Here is a 22,270-nt window from a genome sequence, read left to right on the forward strand (position 1 = left end):
GTGCACGCTGGGCCCATGACCGATGAATGGGGCATCGACGCCGTCGATCTCGACGCCTACCTGGCGCGCACCGGGCAACAGCGCCGCCCGCCGTCCGCAGCGGCGCTGCGGGACCTCATGCGGGCGCACGTCGGCGCGATCCCGTTCGAGAACGTCGACGTCGTTCTCGGGCAGCACCAAGGGATTTCGCTCGACGTCGTGAGCGCCAAGCTCGTCGGGCGGCGGCGGGGCGGCTACTGCTACGAACAGAGTGGCCTCTTCGCCGCCGTCCTCGAGCGGCTCGGCTACACCGTGCACCGGCTTTCCGCGCGCGTCCAGCCGCGCCGGCCCGGGCCGTACACGCACATGACGCTCGTCGTCGAGGTCGACGGCCGCGGCTTCCTCGCCGACGTCGGGTTCGGGGCCGGGATCCTCGACCCGATCCCGCTCGTGGACGGCGTCGAAGTCGACCAAGCCGGCTGGCCCCAGCGTCTTCAGCACCGGGACGGCTGGTGGACGTTGCAGAAGGAGGGCGAGGACATCCTCGAGTTCCGGCTCAACGGGATGCACCCCATCGACTACGAGGTCTACCACCACTACACCTCGACGCACCCGAAGTCGCCGTTCACCGGCCGGCTCGTGATCATGACGCTCGAACCGGGTGTCAGCCGGCAGCTCCTCGGCCGCGAACTCACCGTCGAAAAACCCGGTGGCCACCGCGAAACCACGACCATCGCGCCCGACGAGCTCGACGCGACCCTCAAGGACCTCGGCATCGAGCTGACCGCGGACGAGTTCGCGCGGCTCGAAACCCGTTACTGACCGAACAGTTCGGCGGCCGCGACCGGGCGGCCGAGGTGGTAGCCCTGCGCCTGGTCGCACCCCAGCGACCGGAGCAGGTCCACCTGCTCGGCGGATTCGACGCCCTCGGCGATCACCGTCAGGTCGACGGCGTGGGCCATCGCGATGATGCTCGTGACGATCGCCGCCGCGTCGCGGGATTCGGCGATCCCGGTGATGAACGAGCGGTCGATCTTGAGCGTGTCCAGCGTCAGCCGCCGCAGCTGGGCGAGCGACGAATAGCCGGTGCCGAAGTCGTCGATCGCCAGCAGGACACCCAAAGACCGCAAGGACGCCAGCACTTCCGCGGCCGCTTCCTGATCGCGCATCAACGCGCTTTCGGTGACCTCCAGGCACAGCGCGGCGGCCGGGAGCCCGGTGCTCGCCAGCGCGTCCTGGACCGCGGGCACCAGGTGCGGGTCGTCGAGCTGGCGGGCCGACAGGTTCACCTTCAGCGTCAGGTCCAGGCCGCGGCCGCGCCGCGTGGCGAGTTCGCGGGTCGTCGCGCGCAGCATCGCCTTGCCGATCACGTTGATCAGGTCGCTCTCCTCGGCGAGCGGGATGAACTCCGCGGGCGGGATCGCGCCCTGGCGCGGGTGCGTCCAGCGCAGCAGCGCCTCGACCGCGACCATCTCGCCGGTCCGCAGGTCGACGACCGGCTGGTAGGCGGGCCAGAGCTGGCCGTCGTGGACCGCGTCGCGCAGGTCCTGCTCCATCCGCAGCCGCCGCTGCATGCGCTCGCGCAGGCCGACGTCGAAGAAGTGGTGCCGGCCGCGCCCGAGCGTCTTCGCCTGGTACATCGCGACGTCCGCGTCGCGCAGCAGGTCTTCGGCGCTGCGGCCGTCGGCGGCGCCGACGAGGACGACGCCGATGCTGGCGTCGAGGTGCAGCTGCCTGCCGAGCACGCCGATCGGCTCGGCCAGCGCGGCCCGCAGGTGCTCGGCCAGCGCGCGGACTTCGACGGCTTCGGTGACTTCGCCGGTGACGACGACGAACTCGTCGCCGCCGAGCCTGCCGACCAGGTCCTCGCGCCCGGAGCTGCGGCGCAGGCGCTCGCCGACGATCCGCAGCACCTGGTCGCCGACCGGGTGCCCGAGCGAGTCGTTGATGACCTTGAACTTGTCCAGGTCGAGGAACAGCACCGTGAGCGGGCCGCGCCCGCGGACGTCGAGCCGGTCGAGCACCAGCGTCCGGTTGGCCAGCCGCGTCAGCGGGTCGTGGGTGGCGTCGTGGGCCAGCCGCGCGCCGATCGCGCGGGTCTCGGTGATGTCGGTGAACGTCGTGACCACGGCCCGCGCCGCCGGGTCGTCCGGGTCGAGCAGCCGCGAGGTCAGCGACACCCAGACGTCCCGCCCGTCCGGCCGGCGCAGGCGCACGACCAGGCCGTTGTGCGTGACGCCGGTCCGCTGGGACTGCACCGACGGCATCTCGTCCGGCGGGATCCAGTGCCCGGCCTCGGTGAACAGCACCAGCGTGTGGCACGGCACGCCCACCAGGTCGGGTTCGGGGACGCCGATGATCCGGCACGCGGCCGGGTTCGCCGCCTCGATCAGCCCGGTCGGGCCCATCACCAGCACGCCTTCGTCGAGCGAAGCGACGACCGTGCGGTAGTTCTGCTCGGCCCGCCGCCGCGCGGTTTCATCGGCGCAGACGAGCACGTAGCCGTCGTTCATCTCAGCAGCCGAAACGCGGACCGCGAGGGGAGCGCCGTCGCGCCGCCGGTGCACCGCCTCGGCGACCCCGCCGCCGCGGCGGATGGCCACCAGGTCCAGCGGCGCGCCGACCAGCTCGCTCGCGCGGCGCCCGACGGCCTCGGCCGCGGTCCAGCCGTACACCGCCTCGGCGGCCGGGTTCCAGCTGGTCACGACGCCTTCGCCGGTGGTCGCGATCAAGGCGTCGCTGACGTGCGACACGAGCGCGGCCTGGTAGCGGAGGGCGTCCGCGGCCGCCTTCTTCGCCGTGATGTCCCGCATGACGACCTGGTACGCGGCGGCGCCCCGCAGGCGTACGACGACGGTCTCGACGGCGAACTTGCTCCCGTCGAGCCGGGACATCAGCGCCTCGACCGGCTCGCTCGCCTGGCCCGGCTCGGTCAGCCGCGCGAGCTTCCCGGCCAGCTCGGCCTGGGAATCGTCGGCGACGAAATCGGCGAACCGGCGCCCGACGACTTCGGCGGGGCCGCGCGCGGCGAACGTGTCGAGTGCGGCCCGGTTGGCGAAGGTGAGGACGCCGTGCTCGTGGACGCAGATCGCGTCCGGACTCAGCTCGACCAGCTCGGTGAGCGAGTCAGCCTCCATGAGCGTCCGTCCCCCGTGCTTCGCGGCTTGTGGCCCGTCGATTACACCACCGACGCCGACGCCTGCCTACCCGCCGCGAGACGCAGCCGCGGCCCCCAGAACAGCAGCCCGAAGTGCGCGGCGACCGCGTGGCCGAGCAGCGTGACGACCGCATCGAGGCTCGCCGGGTCGTCGGCGAACCAGATCACCGCGATGAACGCTTCGAGCACGGCCAGCCCGGTGAGCCGGGCCCGGCCGCGCAGCAGGAACACCAGCGCGCCGGCCGTGGTGAAGAAGCCGTAGCTGACACCGATGTCGAGCCAGTGCCCGGCTGACGTCGGCAGGACGTGCGCGCTGATCAGCGCCATCACCGGCAGCTCGGTGACGAGCGTGGCCAGCACGTGCCCGGAGAAGAACACGGTCGCCGCGCGGCGGGCGCCGAACCGGCGTTCGAGCGGGGCGACGGCAATTGCGAAGATCACGACGTAGGCGAGCCAGCCTTCGTCGGAGAGCCAGAGCGCGCTGGTCAGCAGCGAGGTCAGCGGCCGCCGCCAGAGGTTGTGGGCGTCGGTGCTGGACAGCCGGAGCAGCCGCTCGGTCACCGCGGGGTCGGCGAACTTCAGCACCAGCGTCGTGCCGAGCAGCAGGACCAGGTAGCCGAAGGTGAAGGGCGTCGCCTTCGGATTCGGGAGGAACCGGACGAACTGCCGCGCGCTGAAGCGCCGCGGGGCGGCGATCGCGGGGGCCGGCCGTCCGGCTTTCAGCAGCATGGCCTGAGCTTCGCCGGTCATGCTGGGAGTATCACCAGTGCCAGCTTAGAAAACGCTGTGGTTGTCACTCACCGTCGAACTCTGGCAACCGGGGGGAGATTTTTACCAGTTCCTCACCCATTCGGGTGGCTTGTGCGGTAAAAATACGGCCACGATCTCGGCCGAAAGGCCTCTCGGGAAGGTCTGTCGGGGTGAACGACGAGGTATCGGTCGCCGAGCTGCTCGTGCGCGAGGGCTGGGGTGACCGGACGGGACCGGGGCAGTCGCGGTGGCGCGTGCTCGCGGTGATGCTCGCCGTCGTCATCGGCTGCGGGGCCGCCGCGGTGCTGGTCGGGCTCGGCGGCAAGGGCACGCCGGACGCGTCCGCGGTCGACCAGATCCAGGTGATCCCGTTCCCGCAGCGCACCACCGGGCTGGGCGGCGCCGACCAGGCCACCGACTCCCCGCCGGAGGGCGGCACCGGCGGCGGCGACGTCGTCCCCGGCGTCGGCGTGCCCCGGGAGACCGTCACCGAGGTGCCCGGCAGTTCCCCGGCTGCCGAGACCAGCACCGATTCCGCGACGCCGACGACCACGCCGACCAGCAGCGACCCGGCCGGCTCCGGCACCCCGACCGCGACGACCACCCCGCGCGGTCAGCAGCCGACCCGCCCGTCGACCCCGCCGAAGCCGAAGCCGACGACCTGCCTGCTGATCATCTGCTGGTGAGCACGCCGGCTTTTCCGCGAGGTCGCCTCGCTCACGCCCGCGGCAGGTAGCGGGGCGCCAAGCTGCCCGGCGACCTGCTCGGCTGGGCCGAAGGCGTCGAACGCGCGATGCGCGACCCGCGCGGCGAAGACCTCCAGGAGGCGCTCGACAAGGCCGCGGCCCGCGGCGAGGAAGTGCCGTCGGTGGACGAAATCCTCGGCTTCGTGCCGGCCCCGCTCTACCTGCGCGTGCTGTTCCGGCGCCCAGCTCGCCGAGCGGCTGCTCACGGCGCTTCCAGCAGGTCCGGCTCCCGCTGCCGGCCGAGGTGGTTGAACAGCAGGTTCAGCGTGAACGCCAGCACCGCCGCCACCGTGATCGAACTGCCGCAGATCGTCTGCAGCCAGGCCGGGAAGTGCTGGAAGATCTTCGGCGCGAACGCCGGCAGCAGGCCGACGCCGAGGGCCACCGCGACGATGAACGTGTTGTGGTTGCCGGAAAACTCCACCTTCTTGAGGTTCTGCGCGCCGACCGCGGCGACCATCGCGAACATGACCACCGCGACCCCGCCGACCACCGGCTGCGGGATCGCCGCGATGAACGCGCCGATCTTCGGGACCAGGCCCATCAGCACCAGGATACCGCCGGTCACCGCGACCACCCAGCGGCTGCGGACGCCGGTCATCCGGACCAGGCCGACGTTCTGCGCGAACGCCGTGTCGGGGAAGGAGTTCAGCACGCCGCCGAGCACGGCCGAGAAGCCGTCGGTGGCCAGGCCGCGCGCGAGGTCGGAGTCGGTCGGCGGGCGCCCGGTGATCTCGCCGACGGCGATCATGTCCGCGGTCGACTCGGTGAACGTCACCAGCATGACCACGCACATCGACAGCACCGCGGCGACCGGGAACGTCGGTGCCCCGAAGTGGAACGGCGACGCGAGCCCGAACCAGCCGGCCGCGCCCAGCCCGTCCCAGTGCACCAGCCCCAGCGGGATCGCGGCCACGAGCCCGATCGCGAGCGCCAGCAGCGGCCCGATCTGGTTGGCGAACCCGCGCAGCACCCGCGTGAACAGGATCAGCAGCGCGAGCACGCCGAACGCGAGCAGGAGGTGCGACAAGGCCGCGTAGTCGGGTGCGCTCGCGTCGTTGCCCGCGATCAGTCCCGCGCCCGGGCCGAGCAGCGAGACGCCGATGACGAGCAGCAGCGTGCCGGTGACCAGCGGCGGGAAGAACCGGATCAGCCGCGCAAAGGGTCTGGCGATGAGCAGCCCGAAGACGCCGGAGGCCAGCATCGCGCCGTAGACCGCGGTCAGGCCGTACTGCGACGCGATCAGGATCATCGGGTTCACCACGCTGAACGTCGCGCCCGCGACCACCGGCAACCGGATGCCGAGGAGCTTCCCGACGCCGATCGACTGGATCAGCGTCGCGATGCCCGCCACGAGCAGGTCGGCGTTGACGAGCAAGCCGATCGTGGCCGGGTCCAGCTTCAGCGCGCTGCCCACGATCAGCGGCACCGCGACGGCACCGGCGTACATGATCGACATGTGCTGGAGGCCGAGCAGGGCCAGCCGCCCGGCGGGCAGCACCTCGTCTACCGGGTGTTTCGTCATGCGGGGCCCCTTTCGACCGGGGAACAGCCAACGCGCCGGGCGTGACGGTAGCAAGTCCCGGGGGTCATGATCTTGTTTCCTCAGTAAGGCGGAACGGTCCCGGATGTGTGACCATCGGTGCATGACTTCGGGCGGTATTCCCCAGGTGGGCCCGCCGTTCCGCGCCGATCACGTCGGGAGCCTGCTGCGGCCCCCGGTGCTGCGTGACGCGCGACGGCGGCACGAATCCGGTGAGATCGGCGCGGAGCAGCTCCGCGCGGTCGAAGACGACGCGATCCGCGACGTGATCAAGATGCAGAAGGCCGCCGGGCTGAGTTCGGCGACCGACGGCGAATTCCGCCGTGCGTCGTGGCACATGGACTTCATCTACGCGCTCGGCGGCATCTCCAAGAGCGACGAGCGGCTGCACGTCAAGTTCCACAACCTGGCCGGTGACCTCGAGTTCAGCCCGCCGGGCCTGCAGGTCGACGGGAAGGTGCGGCTCGACGAGCCGATCTTCGCCGCGCACTTCGAGTTCCTGAAGTCCCATGTGGACGCCGGGGTGACGCCGAAGCTGACCATCCCGTCGCCGAGCATGGTCTACTACCGCGGCGGCCGGGCGGCGGTGAGCGAAAGCGTTTACCCGGACCTGGAAGAGTTCTTCGCCGACCTGAGCGCGGCGTACGCGGCGCAGGTCGCCGCGGTGCACGGCCTCGGCGGCCGGTACCTCCAGCTCGACGACACCAGCCTCGCCTATCTCAACGACCCGGCGCAGCGGGAGCTCGTCGCGCGGATGGGCGGCGACCCGGACACCCAGCACCTGCGCAACATCGCGACGATGAACGCGGCACTGGCCGGCCGGCCCGACGACCTGACCGTGACGACCCACCTGTGCCGCGGCAACTTCCGGTCCTCGTGGGTCGCGTCCGGGAGCTACGAGTTCGTCGCGGAAGCGCTCTTCGGCGAACTCGCCGTCGACGGTTTCTTCCTGGAGTTCGACGACGAACGCTCCGGCGGCTTCGAGCCGCTGCGGTTCGTGCCGAAGGGCAAGAAGGTCGTCCTCGGCCTGGTCACCACCAAGCGACCGGAGCTCGAAGACGCCGACGTCCTGGTGCGGCGCATCGAAGAGGCGTCCCAGTACGTCGACATCGACCAGCTGTGCCTGTCGCCGCAGTGCGGGTTCTCCTCGACCGAAGAGGGCAACGACCTGACGCCGGACGACCAGCTGCGCAAGCTGGAGCTGATCGTGGCCACGGCCGACCGCGTCTGGGGCGGCCGGTGATCACGTGCGTCGTCGACTACGTCATCGACCCCGCCAAGATCGCCGACTTCGAACGCTTCGCCGCCGCGTGGATGCGGCTGGTGCAGCGGGAAGGCGGCGTCCACCACGGCTACTTCCTGCCGTCGGAAGGGGCGAGCGACGAAGCCAGGGCGCTGTTCAGCTTCGAGAGCCTCGCCGCCTACGAGCGCTACCGGACGCTGTTCGGCGTCGACCCGGACTTCATCGAGGCCGACAAGATCCGCGAGGAAAGCGGCTGCGTGGTGCGGTACCGGCGGTCGTTCATGCGCCCGCTCCTGCCCGACGACGACCTCTGACGTGCGCCACGGCGCGCGGCGCCCGACGTCGGTCGTGGACCGCGTCCTCGACCTGCTGGGCGCCTTCACGGCCGAGCGGCCGCGGCTGACGCTGTCCGAGCTCAGCCGCCGCGTCGGGTTGCCGCTGTCGACCACGCACCGGCTGGCCGGCGAGCTGACCCGGCGCGGGGCGCTCGTCCGCGACGAAGCGGGCGTGTACCGCGTCGGGCTGTGGCTGTGGGAGGTCGCGTCGCTGGCGCCGCACGGGGCCGAGCTGCGGGAGAGCGCGATGCCGTTCCTGGAAGACCTCTACGAGGCCACCCACCAGAACGTGCAGCTCGCCGTGCTCGACGGGGCCGAAGTCGTCTACGTCGAACGGATTTCCGGCCGCGGCGCGGTCAACGTCCTGACGCGGGTGGGCGGCCGGCTGCCCGCGCACGCCACCGGCGTCGGGCAGGTGCTGCTCGCGCACGCGCCCGCCGAGGCGCAGGAGGAGGTGCTGGCCGGGCCGCTCAAGACGTTCACGCCCAAGACGATCGGCTCGGCCGCGCGGCTGCGGCGCGTGCTCGCCGACGTCCGGCGCGACGGCTACGCGATCAGCGACGGCCAGATCGAGCTGATCGCGCTGTCCGTGGCGGCCCCGGTCTACGACGCCACCGACGAAGTGGCGGCGGCGATCTCCGTCGTCGTCCCGGCGACGGGGACGGACCCGCGGACGCTGGTCCCGGCCGTCCGGGCGGCGGCGCGGGGGATTTCGCGGGTGCTGGGGGCACCGCGCGCGCTGCGTTCGGCAGGCGGCCGCGAGTAGCAGTCTGCCGCTGCTCGACGATCCAGGGCCGCTTGTGATCGGATGGCGGACATGGGTGCACAGAAGACGGTTCTCGTCGTCGGGGCGGGGCAAAGCGGGTTCCAGGCCGTGGCGTCGCTGCGGGATCGCGGCTTCGACGGCCGGGTCGTGCTGATCGGGGACGAGCCGGGCGTGCCGTACCAGCGGCCGCCGCTGTCGAAGGCCTACCTGGCCGGGACCGCCGGGCTCGACCAGCTGCACCTGCGCGGCGCGGACTTCTTCGCCGAGAAGGACATCGAGCTGGTCGCCGGGCGGGTCGCTTCGCTCGACCGGGCCACGTCGAAAGTGCAGCTCGAAGACGGCCGAGAACTGGGCTACGACCACCTGGTCCTGGCCACCGGCGCCCGCAACCGCGCGCTGCCGGTGCCGGGCGCGGAGCTGCCGGGCGTGCTGGCCCTGCGTACCCGCGACGACGCCGACCGCCTCCGCGAATCGCTGGCGCACGCGGAAAACGTCGTCGTGGCCGGTGGGGGCTTCATCGGGCTGGAGTTCGCGTCGCACGCCGGCCGCCCGGTGACGGTCGTCGAGGCGCAGGACCGGCTGCTCAACCGGGTCGCGACGCCGGAGGTCTCCGCCTACTTCGCCGCGCTGCACCGCGAAGCCGGGCACACGGTGCTGCTGGGCCAGGGCGTTTCGGCGCTGCACGGCGACTCGCGGGTGCGCGAGGTCGAGCTCTCCGACGGCACCCGGCTGCCCGCCGACCTGGTCGTGATCGCCGTCGGCGTCGTGCCCGAGACGACGCTGGCCGTCGAGGCCGGGCTGCCCGTGGACAACGGCGTGGTCGTCGACGCGCACCTCCGGACGGCGGACGAGAAGATCTTCGCCATCGGCGACTGCGCGAACTTCCCGTGCGTGCAGGCGGGCGTGGCGACCCGGCTGGAGTCCGTGCAGAACGCCGTCGACCAGGCCCGCAGCGTGGCCGCGGCGATCACCGGGACCCCCGAGCCGTACGCGAGCCTGCCGTGGTTCTGGACCGACCAGTCGGGCGCGAAGCTGCAGATCGCGGGCATCCTCTCCGGCGCCGACAAGACGGTGGTGACGGGCGACCGGGCCGCGGGCAAGTTCTCGGTGCTGTCCTTCCGCGACGGCGTCCTGATCGCCGTGGAGTCGGTGAACCGGCCCGCGGACCACATCGCGGCGCGGCGGCTGTTCACCGCCGATCCGCACCCGCGGTACGCGGACCTCGAGCTGAGCGAGTTCGACTTGAAGGCCCACCTGAAGGCCGCGTCAACTCGCGGTTGACGCACGAACATCGTCAACCTACAGTTGACGGCATGGACCTTCCCGCCAACGTCAAACTCGACGACCTCATCAGCGCGATCAAGAGCAACAACGACAAGGACGCCCTCGCCCAGCTGACCGACGCGGTCTACGTCGGCCAGCACCTCGGTGAAGTGGCCGACCACCTGATCGGCCACTTCGTCGACCAGGCCCGGCGCTCCGGCGCGTCCTGGACCGACATCGGCGCCAGCATGGGCGTCACCAAGCAGGCCGCCCAGAAGCGGTTCGTGCCCAAGGTCGACCCCGGGGGTGACCCGGGCGGCGCGATCGAACGCGTCTACGGCCGCTACACCGACCGGGCCCGGCACGTCGTGGTCGAGGCGCAGAAGGCGGCGGTCGACAACGGCAGCCCGTTCATCGACACCGTGCACATCGTGCTGGGCCTGCTCACCGAACCCGCGGCGCTCGCGGCGGGCGCGATCCTCGCCCAGGGCGTGCAGCTCGACGCCGTCCGCGAAGCCGCCGAAGCGCGGCTGCCCGAGGCGGTCGTCCCCACGCCGGACCCGATGCCGTTCTCGCCCGCCGCCAAGAAGACCCTTGAGCTCACCATGCGCGAAGGGCTGCGGCTCGGGCACAACTACATCGGCACCGAGCACATGCTGCTGGCGCTGCTGGAACAGGGCGAGGGGAGCGGGTTCGAGGTGCTCGACGGTCTCGGCGTCAAGAAGGACAAGGCCGAGGCGAAGATCCAGGAGGTGCTGGCGGAGATCCTCGCCGCCCGCGGGCAGTGAGACTCCTCCTGGCCGCCGCGCTCCTCGCGCTGGTGCTGGTGACGCTGCTCTGATCGGGATGGACCAGGGGGTTTTCCCGATCAGAGCAGCACCGGATCAGGCGCCGGACTCCGGGCGGCCGTCGGCGGCCCAGGCGGTGTGGAACGAGCCTTCGCGGTCCACGCGGCGGTAGGTGTGGGCACCGAAGAAGTCGCGCTGGCCCTGGACCAGCGCCGCCGGCAGCCGGTCGGCGCGGAGGCCGTCGTAGTACGCCAGCGCCGTCGAGAAGCCCGGCGTCGGGATGCCGAGCTTGACCGCCGTCGAGATCACCGAGCGCCACGAGTCCTGCGCGTCCTCGACCGCCTTGCGGAAGCCGCCGGACGTCAGCAGCGTCGGCAGTTCCGGCTCGTCGGCGTAGGCCGAGGTGATGTCGTTGAGGAACTTCGCGCGGATGATGCAGCCGCCGCGCCAGATCGAGGCGACCTTGCCGAGGTCGATGTCCCAGCCGTACTCGGTCGCGCCGGCCTGGATCTGGTTGAAGCCCTGGGCGTAGGCGACCACCTTCGACGCGTACAGCGCCTGCTCGACGTCGTCGGCGAAGCTGTCCAGCGCCGAGCCGGACAGCGGTGCCGCCGACGGGCCGCCGAGGCCGCGGGCCGCCGCGCGCAGCGGCTTCGAGCCGGACAGCGAACGCGCGAAGACGGCTTCGGCGATGCCCGAGATCGGGACGCCGAGGTCGAGGCCGATCTGCACCGTCCAGCGGCCGGTGCCCTTCTGCTCGGCGGCGTCCTCGACGATGTCGACGAACGGCTTGCCGGACGCGGCGTCGACGTGCGCGAGGACGTCGGCGGTGATCTCGATCAGGTACGAGTCGAGCCGCCCGGTGTTCCACGTGCGGAAGACGTCGGCGATCTCGGCGGGTGCGTAGCCGCCCGCGTGGCGCAGCAGGTCGAACGACTCCGCGATCAGCTGCATGTCGGCGTACTCGATGCCGTTGTGCACCATCTTCACGAAGTGGCCGGCGCCGTCCGCGCCGATGTGCGTGCAGCACGGCTCGCCGTCGACCTTGGCCGAGATGTCCTCGAACAGCGGGCCGAGCGACTCGTACGACTCCTTCGAGCCGCCGGGCATGATGCTCGGCCCGTGCAGCGCGCCTTCCTCGCCGCCGGAGACGCCGCTGCCGACGAAGTGCAGCCCGCGCTCGCGCAGCGCCTTCTCGCGGCGGCGCGTGTCGGCGAAGTGCGCGTTGCCGGCGTCGATGATCACGTCGCCCTCTTCGAGCAGCGGCGCGAACTCGTCGATGACGGCGTCCGTCGGGCCGCCGGCCTTGACCATGATCACGACCTGGCGGGGCCGCTCCAGCGCGTCGACGAACTGCTGGGCGGAGTACGCCGGGATGAAGTCGCCTTCGTCGCCGAACTGCTCCACCAGTGCGCGGGTCCGCTCCTCGGACCGGTTGTGCAGGGCCACCGTGTGCCCGTGCCGGGCCAGGTTGCGGGCCAGGTTGCGGCCCATGACCGCCAGGCCGGTGACCCCGATGCTCGCCTTCTTGCTCATCCGCATCCTTCCGAAGACTCTCTCGATTCAGACCCTAGTCCGATCGAGGCCTCATGGGAGGTACGGAGCTGCGGCTCACGCAGTTCAGGAGAAGCAGCGGATGGGGCCCCGGTTGATCGCCACCATGTCCGTCACAGCGGCCGCCAGATCGATCTGAGCACCCCATTCGGCGCCGTCGAGCTCGGCGTACGCGCGGTGCAGGTTGCCCGGCAGCCGCTCCTGCTCGCTCATCGCCGCGAAGTCACCCAGATCGGTGTCCTTCGCCACTTCGAGCGGGGACAGCCCGGCGGCCTTCCCGCGCTCGGCCGTCTCCTGGACGAACTCGAGGTAGGCGTCCACGGTGTCGACGACGTCGAGCCCGCAGGCCGGCCCGTGCCCGGGCAGGATCACTTCCGGCGCCAGCTCCCGGATCACGTCGAGCGCCTGGCGCCAGCCGGCCACCGAGCCCATCAGCGCGAACGGGCTGCCGCCGTTGAACACCAGGTCACCGGCGTAGAGGACGCGCTGCTCCGGTAGCCAGACCAGGACGTCGTTGGTCGTGTGGGCGGCGTGGCCCGGGTGGATCAGCTCGAGGGTGGTGCCGCCGGCGTGCACGGTCAGCCGGTCGTCGAACACGACCTCCGGCGGCCGCGCTTCGAGCTGGCCCCAGTCGCTGCCGACGAAGATGCCGTCGAACGTCTGGATGCCCTCGGCGACCAGGAGCTCGCGGGTCTTGCGGTGGCCGACCACGGTCGCGGTCGTGACGAGGTAGTTGCCGTTGGTGTGGTCGCCGTGGTGGTGGGTGTTGACCAGCGTCGTCACCGGGCTGCCGGTGGTGGCCTCGACGGCGGCGAGCAGCGCGCGCGTGCGGCGCTCGGTCGAGCAGGTGTCGACGAGGACGGTGTGGTCGCCGGCGTCGACGAACCCGCAGTTGTTGATGTACCAGGAGCCGTCCGGCTGGACGTAGCCGTGGACGTTGTCAGCCAGGCGGGTGACGGCGGCGGCGGAGGGCGAACGATCGGTCACGGCGCCCACTATGCCGCAGTGCGCTGCCCGCCGGTCGGCGTAAAGGTCACGAATCCGCTGGTCCAGGCGAGTGAACCCCTGAGTGACTGGCATTCTGCGACGTTTCCTGGAACGCTGCGCGATGTCATCATCGAGATCCGCAAGGTGAAGCACTAACCTGGGTGGGTTCGATAGTTCGCGCGCGACGGCGACCGGGAGGCCGCCGTCGCTTGGTAGTGGTCCGGGAGAGCAGGGCGATGGCCAGCACCGTCACCTCGCGCCGGAAGCAGCTCGGGAACGAGCTCCGGCATGCCCGCACCGCGGCGCGGATGACACAGCAGCAGGTCGCCGAGGTCCTCGGCTGCACCCAGGGCAAGGTCAACAAGATCGAGTCCGGTGCCGTCGGGGTGAAGCTCGGGGATGTGCGATCCATGCTGAACGCGTTCGGGATCAACGGCGAAGAAGCCGACACGCTGATGAACCTGGCGCGGGCCGCCGCCGGGCAGCGCGGCCACTGGTCCGGCTACCGCTCGGTGGTGCCGCACTGGTTCCGCACGTTCACCGACCTCGAACCCGCGGCCGCGGAGATCCTCACCTGGCACGGCGAGCGCATCCCGGGCCCGCTGCAGTCCGAGCACTACATGCTCAAGCAGTTCACCGAGGCCGGCGCCACCGACGTGACGTCGCTGGTGCGCAACCGCCTCGACCGCAAGGCCGTGTTCGAGCAGCAGCAGCCGCCGTACTACCGGTTCATCATCAGCGAAGGCGCGCTGCGCCGGGCGCCCGGCGGGTACGCGCCCGCCGTGATGCTGGACCAGGTCGAGCACCTGCTTTCGCTGGAGCGCCACCCGCGGGTGTACGTCCACGTACTGCCCTTCGGCGCCCGGCTCGCCGCGGTGCCCAACGACTTCACGATCATGCGCTTCCCGGACCGCACCCGGGACTTCGTCTACATCGAGCACTCCGCCGGTGGTCTGTACCTCGACGACGTCAAGGACTTCAACATCTTCGTCGACTCGTGGGACCGGCTGCGCGGTGCCGCGCTGGAGCGGCAGGAGACCCGGCAGTTCCTCAAGGAGCTTGCGGAGGGTTACCGCGCCCAGATGCAGCAGATCCAATAGGGCGAACGGCCGCCTCAGCTATCGAGTCCGGTGAACAACTTTCGGTAGAGTCGTTCCGTTGCGCTGGAATCCCCCGGAAGTGGACATCGTGGACCCCGACTTCCTCCCCGACGCCGTCGACCTCGACCGGCCGAACGTGGCGAGGATCTACGACTGGGCGCTGGGCGGCACCGCGAACTGGGCGATCGACCGGCAGTACGGCGAGCAGGCGGTGCAGGCGTTCCCGCTGGCCAAGGCCCTCGCCCGGAGCAACCGCGACTTCCTCGGCCGCGCCGTCCGCTACTGCCTCGCCGAAGGCATCACGCAGTTCCTCGACCTCGGCTCCGGCATCCCGACCGCGGGCAACGTGCACGAGGTGGCCGACGACCACGCCGACGACAGCCGGTGCGTCTACGTCGACAACGAGCCCGTCGCCGTCGCGCACGGGCGCATCCTGCTGGAGGAGACCGGCGACCCCGACCGCCACGCCGTGCTGCACGCCGACCTGCGCGACGCCGAAGAGGTGTGGGAAGCGGCGCTGGCGACCGGCGTGCTCGACCCGGACCGGCCGCTGTGCCTGCTGAGCGTGGCGGTGCTGCACTTCCTGCCGGACGTCACCGGCGTCCGCGAAGCGATCCGCGACTACCGGACGCTGCTGGCGCCCGGATCGGCGTACGTGCTCTCGCACGCGACCGAATCCGGCGTCGAGGGGGAGGAGCTCGCCCAGATCCGGCGGCTCGTGAAGCTGTCCGAGCGGTCGAGCTCGCCCGCGGTTTCCCGGTCGCTCGACGAGATCGCCGCGTTCTTCGGTAACTTCGACGTCGTCGAGCCCGGGATCGTGCCTGTGGGAGAGTGGCGCCCCGAGCCCGGCGCCGCCACGGTCCCCCTCGCGAGCGTGGTCGGCGGTGTCGGCCGCAAGCGTGAAGGACGGTTCGCATGACGACGCAGGACCCCGAGGCCCCCGAAGGCGTCGACCTCGAGCGGCCGAACGCGGCCCGCATCTACGACTGGTTCCTCGGCGGCGACGCCAACTGGGCCATCGACCGGCAGTTCGGCGAGCAGGCGGTCAAGGCCTTCCCGATGATCAAGACCGTCGCCCGGGTCGGCCGCGACTTCCTCGGCCGCGGCGTCCAGTACCTGGCGCGCAACGGCGTCGACCAGTTCCTCGACCTCGGCTCGGGCGTGCCGACGGTCGGCAACGTCCACGAGGTCGCCGCCGAGGTGAACCCGGACGCGCGGTGCGTGTACGTCGACAACGAGCCCGTCGCGGTCGCCCACTCCCAGGTCCTGCTGGAGAAGGAGGGCGTCGCCGACCGGCACGCGGTGCTGCAGGGCGACCTGCGCGACCCGGCCGACATCTGGAAGCGCGCGCTCGACACCGGTGTCCTGGACACCAACCGCCCGATCGGCCTGATCATGGTCGGCGTCCTGTACTTCCTCGGCGAGGACGAGCCGGTCGCCCAGACCATCCAGAAGTACCTGTCGCTGCTGCCGTCCGGCTCGTACTTCCTGTCCTCGCACCTGACGAGCGACGGCATGGAAGCGATGGCCGACGCCGGCAGCCGCGAGACGATCATCAAGCAGTACAAGCAGTCGAGCACCCCGATCCACCTGCGCAGCCGCGCGGAGTTCACGACGTTCTTCGAGGGCCTGGAGCTGGTCGAGCCGGGCATCGTCTACCTGCCGGAGTGGCACCCGGAGGAGATCGAGTCCCGGGCCACGCGGAAGCTCGCGAACGACCCGGCGTTCGTCGGCCACATCTGCGGCCTCGGCCGCAAACCGTGACGCCCTACGACGCGGTCGCCGTCCAGTACGCGGAGTTCGTCGGCCCGATCTGGGCCGGCGACCCGCTGGACCGGGCGGCGTGGACGGCGTTCGCCGACTACACCCGCGGTCGCGGCCCGGTCGCCGACCTGGGCTGCGGGCCTGGCCACCTCACGGCTTTCCTGACGGAGCTGGGCCTCGACGCATCCGGCGTCGACCTGTCGCCGGTGATGGTCGAGCTCGCCCGTGCCGCGCACCCGGGCCTGCGCTTCGACGTGGGTTCGATGGCGGCGCTGGACATCGCCGACAGCTCGCTCGCCGGCATCCTGTCGTGGTACTCGGTGATCCACACGCCGCCGGCGGAGCTGCCGGGCTACTTCGCCGAGTTCGCGCGGACGCTGGCCCCGGGCGGGGTGCTGCTCCTCGGCTGCTTCGAGGCCGACGGCGACGAGGTGACGACGTTCGACCACAAGGTCACCCTCGCGCACCGCTGGCCCGTGGCCGAGCTGGCCCGGCTGGGCGCCGCGGCGGGGCTCGTCGAGGTGGGGCGGATGCACCGCGAGCACACGGAAAGCGAGCGCCCCTTCCGCCAAGGTCGCTTGCTGCTGCGGAAACCGTAGCCCGCACGCGCGAGAGCCCCGGTCCCATCAGGGAACCGGGGCTCTTTTCGTGGTGGTGGAGCAGTTCAGGCGCGGGAGCCGATGCGGCCGCGCAGCAGCGGGGCCAGGTCGATCGACGCCTCCAGCGGCCGCGTGGTGCGGACGCCGTCGGAGTAGCGCTGCAGCGGGAGGTCCTGATCGGCCGCCCACGTGGTGGTCTTGCGCAGTGGTGCCTGGATCAGGCTGAAGCCGAAGCGGTCGCGCAGTTCGTCGCCGATCCCGCGGCGACCACGGTGCTCTTCGTCTTCACGGCGGAAGAGCGAGTTCATTCGGACGGCCATCGTCTACACCCCCAGCTCTCGTCGCGGTGCCCGGGCGGGCTCGCCGCCGGTCAGTCCGAGACAGGGTTCACACGGCATGCCGGCCCCGGGGACCAGCCATTCGACGTCTTGACGGGAAAGCGCTTCCCCGCATCTGGTTCGGATCAGCTCGGTGTCGGTCGCGGCGGCGTCCAGCGCGAAGACGTGGACCACCCGGCGGGCTTCGCCGGTGGTTCCCCTGGCGAGCCTGCCCACGACGAGCACGCCCGGTGGCGCGCTGTCCTCGACGATCACGCTGATCCTCCCCCATGAGGTTCCCGCGGTGGCTTGGTGCTTCGGTTTCGGCCGCTTCGGCGTCGCTCGGGGACCGCCCGCCGCGTGCAGGCAGTCGTTCACCGACGCCGGCGCCCCGGCCGATGCGATTAATCCTACTCCTGGAATAATCTTCATGTCGAGGCCGAAGCTAGTTGATCACCCGCTTGGCCCTGCGGCCTAGGCCATTGAGACACTGAGTAGCCGGGAACGGGTGCTTTCGACCAGGTCGCGGCCGCACCCCCCATCGAACCTCGGAGGTACGACCCATGGCGGATTATCCGTCGTTCGCGGATTACGATCCGAACACGGCCGTGTCCCTGTTCCAAGAGGCCGAGTGGGAGAAGTCCTTCGCGAGCGAACCCAACGGCGGCAGCTGCGTGGAGGTCAACCTGGGCCGCGAAGGCCTCATCGGCGTCCGGGACACCAAGCTCCCCACCAGCCCCGTTTTCGTTTTCGACCCGGCCGAGTGGGAAGCGTTCTTGATCGCGGTGAAGGCCGGGCAGTTCGACCTGCCGGCCTGATCCCTCACCCGCGCAGGTGATCATGGTCACCCGCTTGAGCACTCGAATGGCGAAGGCCCCCTTCCCCGTCCTCTGCGGTGAAGGAGGCCTTCGCGGCGCTCCGGATACGGCCGGCAGCCGAATGTGAGCGGAATCTCACCCGGTTGCCGGAAGCTCCCCGCCCCGCAACCGGCTCCGGGTGCGGCGCCACGCCAGCACGACCAGCACCACCAGCCCGATCAGCGGGAGCGTGCTGATCGCCCAGCTCACGCCCATCGGCGGGCCCGGCTGTTCCAGCACCGGCAGCGCGCGCAGCTCGCCGGTGCCGGGCCCGGCGGGACCGTTGACGGCGAAGCGGAGCGTCCACGCGCCCGGGCGCGGCATCGACCGGACGTCGAGACCCCAGACGTCGAGCTTGCGCGGGTGCCGGACCAGCGGCTGCTTCCGGTTCGCTCCGCCTTCCGGGTTGACCATGGTGAGCGTGCCGGACTTGCCTTCGATCCCGCCGTCGGGGACGAAGGTGAAGTCCAGCGACTGCATGGCCTTCAGCGGCCAGGTGCTGAACCCGACCGTCAGCCCGTACGGCCCGGCCTGCACCCTTTCGGTGTGCACGATGTCGACCGGCTCGTAGGCGTTCGCCGGCGCCGCGGTGGCGAACAGCAGGCCGGCTACGGCGGCCAGGGCGAGCAACGTCTTACGCATCAGCGGTTTCCCCCTTCTTCGCGGGCGCCAGCAGGCAGAGCATCCCGCCGAACCGCCACCCGGCGAACCCGCCGAGCAGCCCCAGCAGACCGCTGACCACGGCGGTCGTCGTCAGGTACCACGCCGGCGGCACGTGCGCGCCGGTGTAGAGCATCGCCCGCTGCAGCGGCAGGCTGAGCCCGATCAGCAGCCCGGCGGCGCCGCCGACGACCACCGAAACGCGGCCCGCGCGCCACCCCCGGCGCCGGCCGGCCAGGTAGCCCAGCTCCATCAGCGCGGCCACCGGCAGCAGCGCCATCGGCGTCAGCGACGGCATTTCCGGCACGCCGGAGATCGCGTCACGCATCGGCAGGCCGACGAGGTCCGCGTACGCCTGGGCCGCCCACGGCGAGAACCACCAGAAGACCGCCTGCACGGCCGCGACCATCGCCGCGGTGCCGAGCGCGCCGCCCGGACGGCGGAAGAACCCCGCGCCGACCGCGACGAGCAGCACCGCCATCATCGAGCAGCCGATCGACACGGCGTCGGCGTAGTCGTCGGGCACCTGCTGCAGCCCGAGCGCCAGCACCGGCCCGAACGTCAGCAGCACGGTCAGCGAAGCCAGCGTGCCGACCCGGCCCCAGCGGTGCTCCCGCGCCGCGGCGAACACTGCGGTAGTGCCGATCAGCGACACCGTGATCGACAGCAGCAGCCCGATGTGCGGCGGCGAGTCGATGACCGCGTCGAAGCCGTAGAGCCCGTGCCACCACTGGTCCCACAGGCCGTACAGCAGGAAAGTGGCCGCGCCGACCCCCGAGACGAGGTAGCCGACCGGCGCGGCGAACGTCTTGCCGAAGACGTTGACCACGCGCCCACCGACCCGCGGGTCGACCGGGCGGCCCGCGCGCCGCGCCGCCGTGGTCAGCAGCACGACGGCGAGGCTCGCCAGGCCGACGACCGCGCTGCCCGCGTACAGGAACAAGTGCGGCAGCGTGAAGAACGTGTCCGGCCCGACGTCGCTGTGCCACTGGATGTCCCAGGTCAGCCCGACCAGCGACAGCAACGACCCCCCGAGCACGACGTTCGCGGGCAGCAAGCCCGTTCGCGCCGGTTTCGCGACCGACGCCGTGCGGACGCCGGATGCGGTGAGATCCATTTCCCCCGACCCTCCTTTAGTTGACGAGCAACGGAAAGACGACTTGCGCGGCCCCGCCCGGCCCGCGCAGCGAGACGGTGATCTCCCACTGCCCGGCCATCGGCAGCCCGACGTCCGCGGCGCGGAAGCGGCCGGGTCCGTCGGGCCCGGCGGCCACCGGCGGGAACGCGTGCCCCATCTGCGCCATCACCGGCGCGACCGTGACGGAATCGGGCGCGGGCCCGGTCACCTCGACCGCGAACGTGTTGCCGCCGATGCGCGGCCGGTCCGCGGAGAACTGGACGGTGTAGGGGCCCGAAACCGCCTGCTGCGTGGTGGGTTTCGCGCTGCCGCCCGGCCAGAGCAACCACGTGAGCAGGCCCGCGGCGACGACGGCGACCGCCGCGATCAGCGCGGTCGGGCGCCTCACCGGCCGGCTCCGGTCGTCGGGACGTCCACCACGGCGGGGACGGTCAGCACGCGGTAGCCGCGCTCGGCCTGCAGCCAGATCCGGTACCGGCCGGGCGCGGCGAAGGTGTAGGTGAAGGCGACGTCGGGGCCGTAGGCGGCGACCGTCTCGTCGGGGCGGTCGAGCTGGCCGGCGACCGGCGGGATCATCGCGTGGACGTGCGCCCACGTCGGTGCCTTCGCGGCGCTTTCCCCGACCGGGCCGGTGATCGGGCCGGCGACGATGAGGTGGCCGAGCATGCCCAGCCACGGCTGGAGGTCCTGGGTCCGGAAGTGCGCGGTGATCGTCGTCGGCGTGCCGGGGGTGATGCTCAGCTCCACCGGGGTGCCGTCGATCGTCCGCGGGCCGGCGCCGGGTGGTTCGGGCGCGGGGGCGGCGGTGCCGGTCAGGTCCACAGTGGACCGGACGAGCTGGACCCCGCCGCCGCGCCGGGCGAGTTCCGCGGCGACGGCGTACGTCCCCGGTTCCGGATCGGCGACGCGGACGCGGTAGCCGCCCGGGCCGACGCGCACCGGGTGCAGGTGGCTCAGCCGGCCGGACGGCGAGACCAGGACCAGGTGCACGAGCGCGTTGTCGTGCACCAGCAGGTCGTCGACCGGGCGGCCGGTGGCGCCGTCGGTGAGGCCGAGCGCCAGCTCACCGCGTCCGGAGTGGACGGTGAGGTTCACCGGCGGCCGCGAATAGTCCACTGTGGACAACGGCGCGGCGCCGTACGGGTCGGTGACGTTGTCGAACGTCGGATCGAGCTGGCTGCCGGGTGCGGGCGGCGGGGGAGTGCTCGCCGACAGCAGCGCACCGGTGACGGCGACGGCGAGCGCGGCGACCACCCCGCCCGCCGGGATGAGGGCGTACGCCGTGCGTTTCGCCCGGACCCCGACGAGCAGGGCCAGCAGCAGGAACGCGCCCGCCGCGACGAACCCGCCGTAGGTCGCCCGTTCCCACGGGGGCACCACGCGCGCCGGGACGAGGAACGGGATCGTCGCGGCCGGGCCGGTGCCGTCGCTCAGCGACAGCAGCCACGGCCCCGGTTTGTCGACTCGCAGATCTCCCGCGTACACCCCGGGTTCGGCGCCGAGGACGACGTCGGTCCGCGCGCTCGGGATGCCGTCGGCGGCCACGGTCAGGTGCAGCGTGCCGGGCGGGCTGCCCCGGTGCGTCACGACGTCGACCCGCAGCGGCGACGGCGTCGTGTCGACCCGGCGGATGATCACGGTGAGCTCGCGCGCGCCGAGCGTCTGCGCCACCTGGACGTCGGTGCCGCCCGGCGCGCCGTCGGCGTGCGCGGTCCCGCCGCCGGCCGCGATCCCCAGTACGGCCAGCAGCATCAGCAGTGCCGCTTTCGATTTGGTCCCCATCGTGGTCCGAACCTAGCCAGGGCGGCCGGTGGCGGGCGTCACGGCGGCGAGGGAATCCCGGTCCCCAGTGCGGGGGACCGGCGCCCCCGGTGGTCTCAGGGGTCGAGGAATTCCCGCAGGTGGGCGACGACTTCGCCGGGCTGTTCCTCGGGGAGGAAGTGGCCGCAGTCGGCGAGGGCGGTGCCGGTGGCGCCCGGCGCGTACTCCCGCCAGATCTCGAGGGTGGGCAGGGTGCCGAGCAGGCCGTTCGCGCCCCAGAGGGCGAGGAGTGGCTGGGTGACGCGCTTCCCGGCCTCGAAGTCGGCGTCGTCGAGCTCGGCGTCGTCGGGGAAGGAGGCGCGGTAGTCGTCGAAGCCCGCGCGGAGGGCGCCGGGCTGGGAGAACGCGCGGACGTACTCGGCCTGGGCTTCGGCGTCGAGCGCGTGGCGCTGGTGGGTCCAGCGCTCGAAGAAGTAGCCGAGGTAGCCGGCGACGTCCCGGCCGGCGAGGAGCTCGGGCAGGTCGGGCTGGAGGTGGAAGAGCCAGTGCCAGTAGGCCTTGGCGATGCCGGTGTCGAGGCGTTGCCACATCGCGCGGGTGGGGGCGATGTCGAGGACGGCGATGCGGCTGACCTGGTCCGGGCGGTCGAGGGCCCAGCGGTGGGCGACGCGGCCACCGCGGTCGTGCCCGGCGACGGCGACCCGTTCGAAGCCGAGGTGCGTCGCGAGCGCGGCGACGTCGGCGGCCATCGTGCGCTTGTCGTAGCCGGTCTTCGGTTTGTCGGTGCGGCCGTAGCCGCGCAGGTCGGGCGCGATGACGGTGTGCGTCTCGGCGAGCGGCCCGATGACCTGCCGCCAGCAGTGCGACGTCTGCGGCCAGCCGTGGAGGAGGAACAGGGGCGGGCCGTCACCGGCCTGCAGGAAGTGCATCCGGAGCCCGTCGACATCTTCTAACCGGTTCATG

The 22,270-nt window shown here is 71.7% G+C and carries 25 protein-coding genes; 12 read left to right on the top strand and 13 right to left on the bottom strand.

The genetic code is table 11. The features are described from left to right. Positions 1-15 precede the first annotated feature (15 nt). Positions 16-801 (top strand): arylamine N-acetyltransferase, encoded by a 786-nt coding sequence (locus tag AB0B33_RS06635; protein WP_360767739.1) that lies wholly within the window; start codon positions 16-18, stop codon positions 799-801. Here the strand turns inward: AB0B33_RS06635 and AB0B33_RS06640 are convergent. Both AB0B33_RS06640 and AB0B33_RS06645 read right to left on the bottom strand, forming a co-directional pair. Continuing rightward, entirely contained in the window at positions 795-3,116 is a 2,322-nt protein-coding gene (locus AB0B33_RS06640) for an EAL domain-containing protein (RefSeq protein WP_360767741.1), read from the bottom strand. The two genes, AB0B33_RS06635 and AB0B33_RS06640, sit on opposite strands and share 7 nt — an antisense overlap. Before the next feature lie 41 nt (positions 3,117-3,157). Continuing rightward, positions 3,158-3,886: a rhomboid-like protein gene (locus AB0B33_RS06645; RefSeq protein WP_360767744.1), complete on the bottom strand. Its 729-nt coding sequence runs from the start codon at positions 3,884-3,886 to the stop codon at positions 3,158-3,160. A 170-nt stretch (positions 3,887-4,056) separates the two neighbouring features. Here AB0B33_RS06645 and AB0B33_RS06650 point away from each other — a divergent pair, with 170 nt between their 5' ends. After that, complete coding sequence (locus AB0B33_RS06650) at positions 4,057-4,572, top strand: hypothetical protein (RefSeq protein WP_360767747.1); 516 nt, start codon at positions 4,057-4,059, stop codon at positions 4,570-4,572. On the opposite strand, the gene AB0B33_RS06655 is transcribed toward AB0B33_RS06650, so the two are convergent. Together AB0B33_RS06655 and AB0B33_RS06660 are read right to left on the bottom strand one after the other, a co-directional pair. Next, complete coding sequence (locus tag AB0B33_RS06655; RefSeq protein WP_360767750.1) at positions 4,500-4,838, bottom strand: hypothetical protein; 339 nt, start codon at positions 4,836-4,838, stop codon at positions 4,500-4,502. The genes AB0B33_RS06650 and AB0B33_RS06655 overlap by 73 nt on opposite strands. Further along, complete coding sequence (locus AB0B33_RS06660; RefSeq protein ID WP_360767753.1) at positions 4,835-6,157, bottom strand: nucleobase:cation symporter-2 family protein; 1,323 nt, start codon at positions 6,155-6,157, stop codon at positions 4,835-4,837. Before AB0B33_RS06660 ends, AB0B33_RS06655 begins: the two co-directional genes overlap by 4 nt. A gap of 121 nt (positions 6,158-6,278) precedes the next feature. On the opposite strand from AB0B33_RS06660, the gene AB0B33_RS06665 reads away from it, so the two are divergent. From AB0B33_RS06665 to AB0B33_RS06685, 5 genes are read left to right on the top strand one after another with little or no spacing between them, the layout of a single operon-like run. Continuing rightward, positions 6,279-7,418, top strand: coding sequence for a 5-methyltetrahydropteroyltriglutamate--homocysteine S-methyltransferase (locus AB0B33_RS06665; protein WP_360767756.1), 1,140 nt, complete (start codon positions 6,279-6,281; stop codon positions 7,416-7,418). Then, entirely contained in the window at positions 7,415-7,732 is a 318-nt protein-coding gene (locus AB0B33_RS06670) for an NIPSNAP family protein (RefSeq protein WP_247015554.1), read from the top strand. The genes AB0B33_RS06665 and AB0B33_RS06670 overlap by 4 nt, the downstream gene beginning before the upstream one ends. Position 7,733: 1 nt before the next feature. Beyond that, positions 7,734-8,519, top strand: coding sequence for an IclR family transcriptional regulator (locus AB0B33_RS06675; RefSeq protein ID WP_360767760.1), 786 nt, complete (start codon positions 7,734-7,736; stop codon positions 8,517-8,519). 51 nt (positions 8,520-8,570) lie between these two features. Beyond that, complete coding sequence (locus tag AB0B33_RS06680) at positions 8,571-9,800, top strand: FAD-dependent oxidoreductase (RefSeq protein WP_360767763.1); 1,230 nt, start codon at positions 8,571-8,573, stop codon at positions 9,798-9,800. Positions 9,801-9,832: 32 nt separating this feature from the next. After that, complete coding sequence (locus AB0B33_RS06685) at positions 9,833-10,570, top strand: Clp protease N-terminal domain-containing protein (RefSeq protein WP_360767766.1); 738 nt, start codon at positions 9,833-9,835, stop codon at positions 10,568-10,570. A 96-nt stretch (positions 10,571-10,666) separates the two neighbouring features. Here the strand turns inward: AB0B33_RS06685 and gndA are convergent, their stop codons facing one another. After that, a complete protein-coding gene (gene gndA / locus AB0B33_RS06690) occupies positions 10,667-12,106 on the bottom strand; it encodes an NADP-dependent phosphogluconate dehydrogenase (RefSeq protein ID WP_247015546.1) in 1,440 nt (479 codons plus the stop codon). An 84-nt stretch (positions 12,107-12,190) separates the two neighbouring features. Continuing rightward, positions 12,191-13,111: an MBL fold metallo-hydrolase gene (locus tag AB0B33_RS06695; protein ID WP_360767769.1), complete on the bottom strand. Its 921-nt coding sequence runs from the start codon at positions 13,109-13,111 to the stop codon at positions 12,191-12,193. Between the two features lie 236 nt (positions 13,112-13,347). Here AB0B33_RS06695 and AB0B33_RS06700 point away from each other — a divergent pair, with 236 nt between their 5' ends. The 4 genes from AB0B33_RS06700 to AB0B33_RS06715 all read left to right on the top strand — a co-directional run bounded on the left by AB0B33_RS06700 (position 13,348) and on the right by AB0B33_RS06715 (position 16,574). Further along, the gene (locus tag AB0B33_RS06700; RefSeq protein WP_247015542.1) at positions 13,348-14,211 is read left to right on the top strand and encodes a helix-turn-helix transcriptional regulator; all 864 of its coding nucleotides are present in this window, start codon (positions 13,348-13,350) and stop codon (positions 14,209-14,211) included. Positions 14,212-14,299: 88 nt separating this feature from the next. Further along, positions 14,300-15,130, top strand: a complete 831-nt coding sequence (locus tag AB0B33_RS06705; RefSeq protein ID WP_360768608.1) for an SAM-dependent methyltransferase — start codon at positions 14,300-14,302, stop codon at positions 15,128-15,130. Further along, entirely contained in the window at positions 15,127-15,975 is an 849-nt protein-coding gene (locus AB0B33_RS06710; RefSeq protein ID WP_247015540.1) for an SAM-dependent methyltransferase, read from the top strand. Before AB0B33_RS06705 ends, AB0B33_RS06710 begins: the two co-directional genes overlap by 4 nt. Beyond that, entirely contained in the window at positions 15,972-16,574 is a 603-nt protein-coding gene (locus AB0B33_RS06715; RefSeq protein WP_360767773.1) for a class I SAM-dependent methyltransferase, read from the top strand. The genes AB0B33_RS06710 and AB0B33_RS06715 overlap by 4 nt, the downstream gene beginning before the upstream one ends. A 65-nt stretch (positions 16,575-16,639) precedes the next feature. Here the strand turns inward: AB0B33_RS06715 and AB0B33_RS06720 are convergent, their stop codons facing one another. Both AB0B33_RS06720 and AB0B33_RS06725 read right to left on the bottom strand, forming a co-directional pair. Continuing rightward, positions 16,640-16,894 (bottom strand): hypothetical protein, encoded by a 255-nt coding sequence (locus tag AB0B33_RS06720; RefSeq protein ID WP_360767776.1) that lies wholly within the window; start codon positions 16,892-16,894, stop codon positions 16,640-16,642. A 3-nt stretch (positions 16,895-16,897) separates the two neighbouring features. Beyond that, on the bottom strand, positions 16,898-17,167 hold the full coding sequence (locus tag AB0B33_RS06725; protein ID WP_247015533.1) for a hypothetical protein: 270 nt from the start codon (positions 17,165-17,167) through the stop codon (positions 16,898-16,900). 287 nt (positions 17,168-17,454) lie between these two features. Here AB0B33_RS06725 and AB0B33_RS06730 point away from each other — a divergent pair, with 287 nt between their 5' ends. Next, positions 17,455-17,709 carry a DUF397 domain-containing protein gene (locus AB0B33_RS06730; RefSeq protein WP_247015531.1) on the top strand — a complete coding sequence of 85 codons (255 nt, stop codon included), beginning with the start codon at positions 17,455-17,457 and terminating at the stop codon, positions 17,707-17,709. Between the two features lie 135 nt (positions 17,710-17,844). On the opposite strand, the gene AB0B33_RS06735 is transcribed toward AB0B33_RS06730, so the two are convergent. The 5 genes from AB0B33_RS06735 to AB0B33_RS06755 form a co-directional block, all read right to left on the bottom strand. Beyond that, positions 17,845-18,390, bottom strand: a complete 546-nt coding sequence (locus AB0B33_RS06735) for a hypothetical protein (RefSeq protein WP_360767779.1) — start codon at positions 18,388-18,390, stop codon at positions 17,845-17,847. After that, a complete protein-coding gene (locus AB0B33_RS06740; protein ID WP_360767782.1) occupies positions 18,383-19,525 on the bottom strand; it encodes a hypothetical protein in 1,143 nt (380 codons plus the stop codon). Before AB0B33_RS06740 ends, AB0B33_RS06735 begins: the two co-directional genes overlap by 8 nt. Positions 19,526-19,541: 16 nt before the next feature. Next, on the bottom strand, positions 19,542-19,934 hold the full coding sequence (locus AB0B33_RS06745) for a FixH family protein (protein WP_360767785.1): 393 nt from the start codon (positions 19,932-19,934) through the stop codon (positions 19,542-19,544). Then, positions 19,931-21,328, bottom strand: coding sequence for a hypothetical protein (locus AB0B33_RS06750; protein ID WP_360767788.1), 1,398 nt, complete (start codon positions 21,326-21,328; stop codon positions 19,931-19,933). The genes AB0B33_RS06745 and AB0B33_RS06750 overlap by 4 nt, the downstream gene beginning before the upstream one ends. 95 nt (positions 21,329-21,423) lie before the next feature. Beyond that, positions 21,424-22,269 carry an alpha/beta hydrolase gene (locus AB0B33_RS06755; protein ID WP_360767791.1) on the bottom strand — a complete coding sequence of 282 codons (846 nt, stop codon included), beginning with the start codon at positions 22,267-22,269 and terminating at the stop codon, positions 21,424-21,426. Between the last annotated feature and the right edge of the window lies 1 nt (position 22,270).

This window comes from Amycolatopsis sp. NPDC049159, assembly GCF_040648295.1.
Taxonomy (GTDB): domain Bacteria; phylum Actinomycetota; class Actinomycetes; order Mycobacteriales; family Pseudonocardiaceae; genus Amycolatopsis; species Amycolatopsis pretoriensis_A.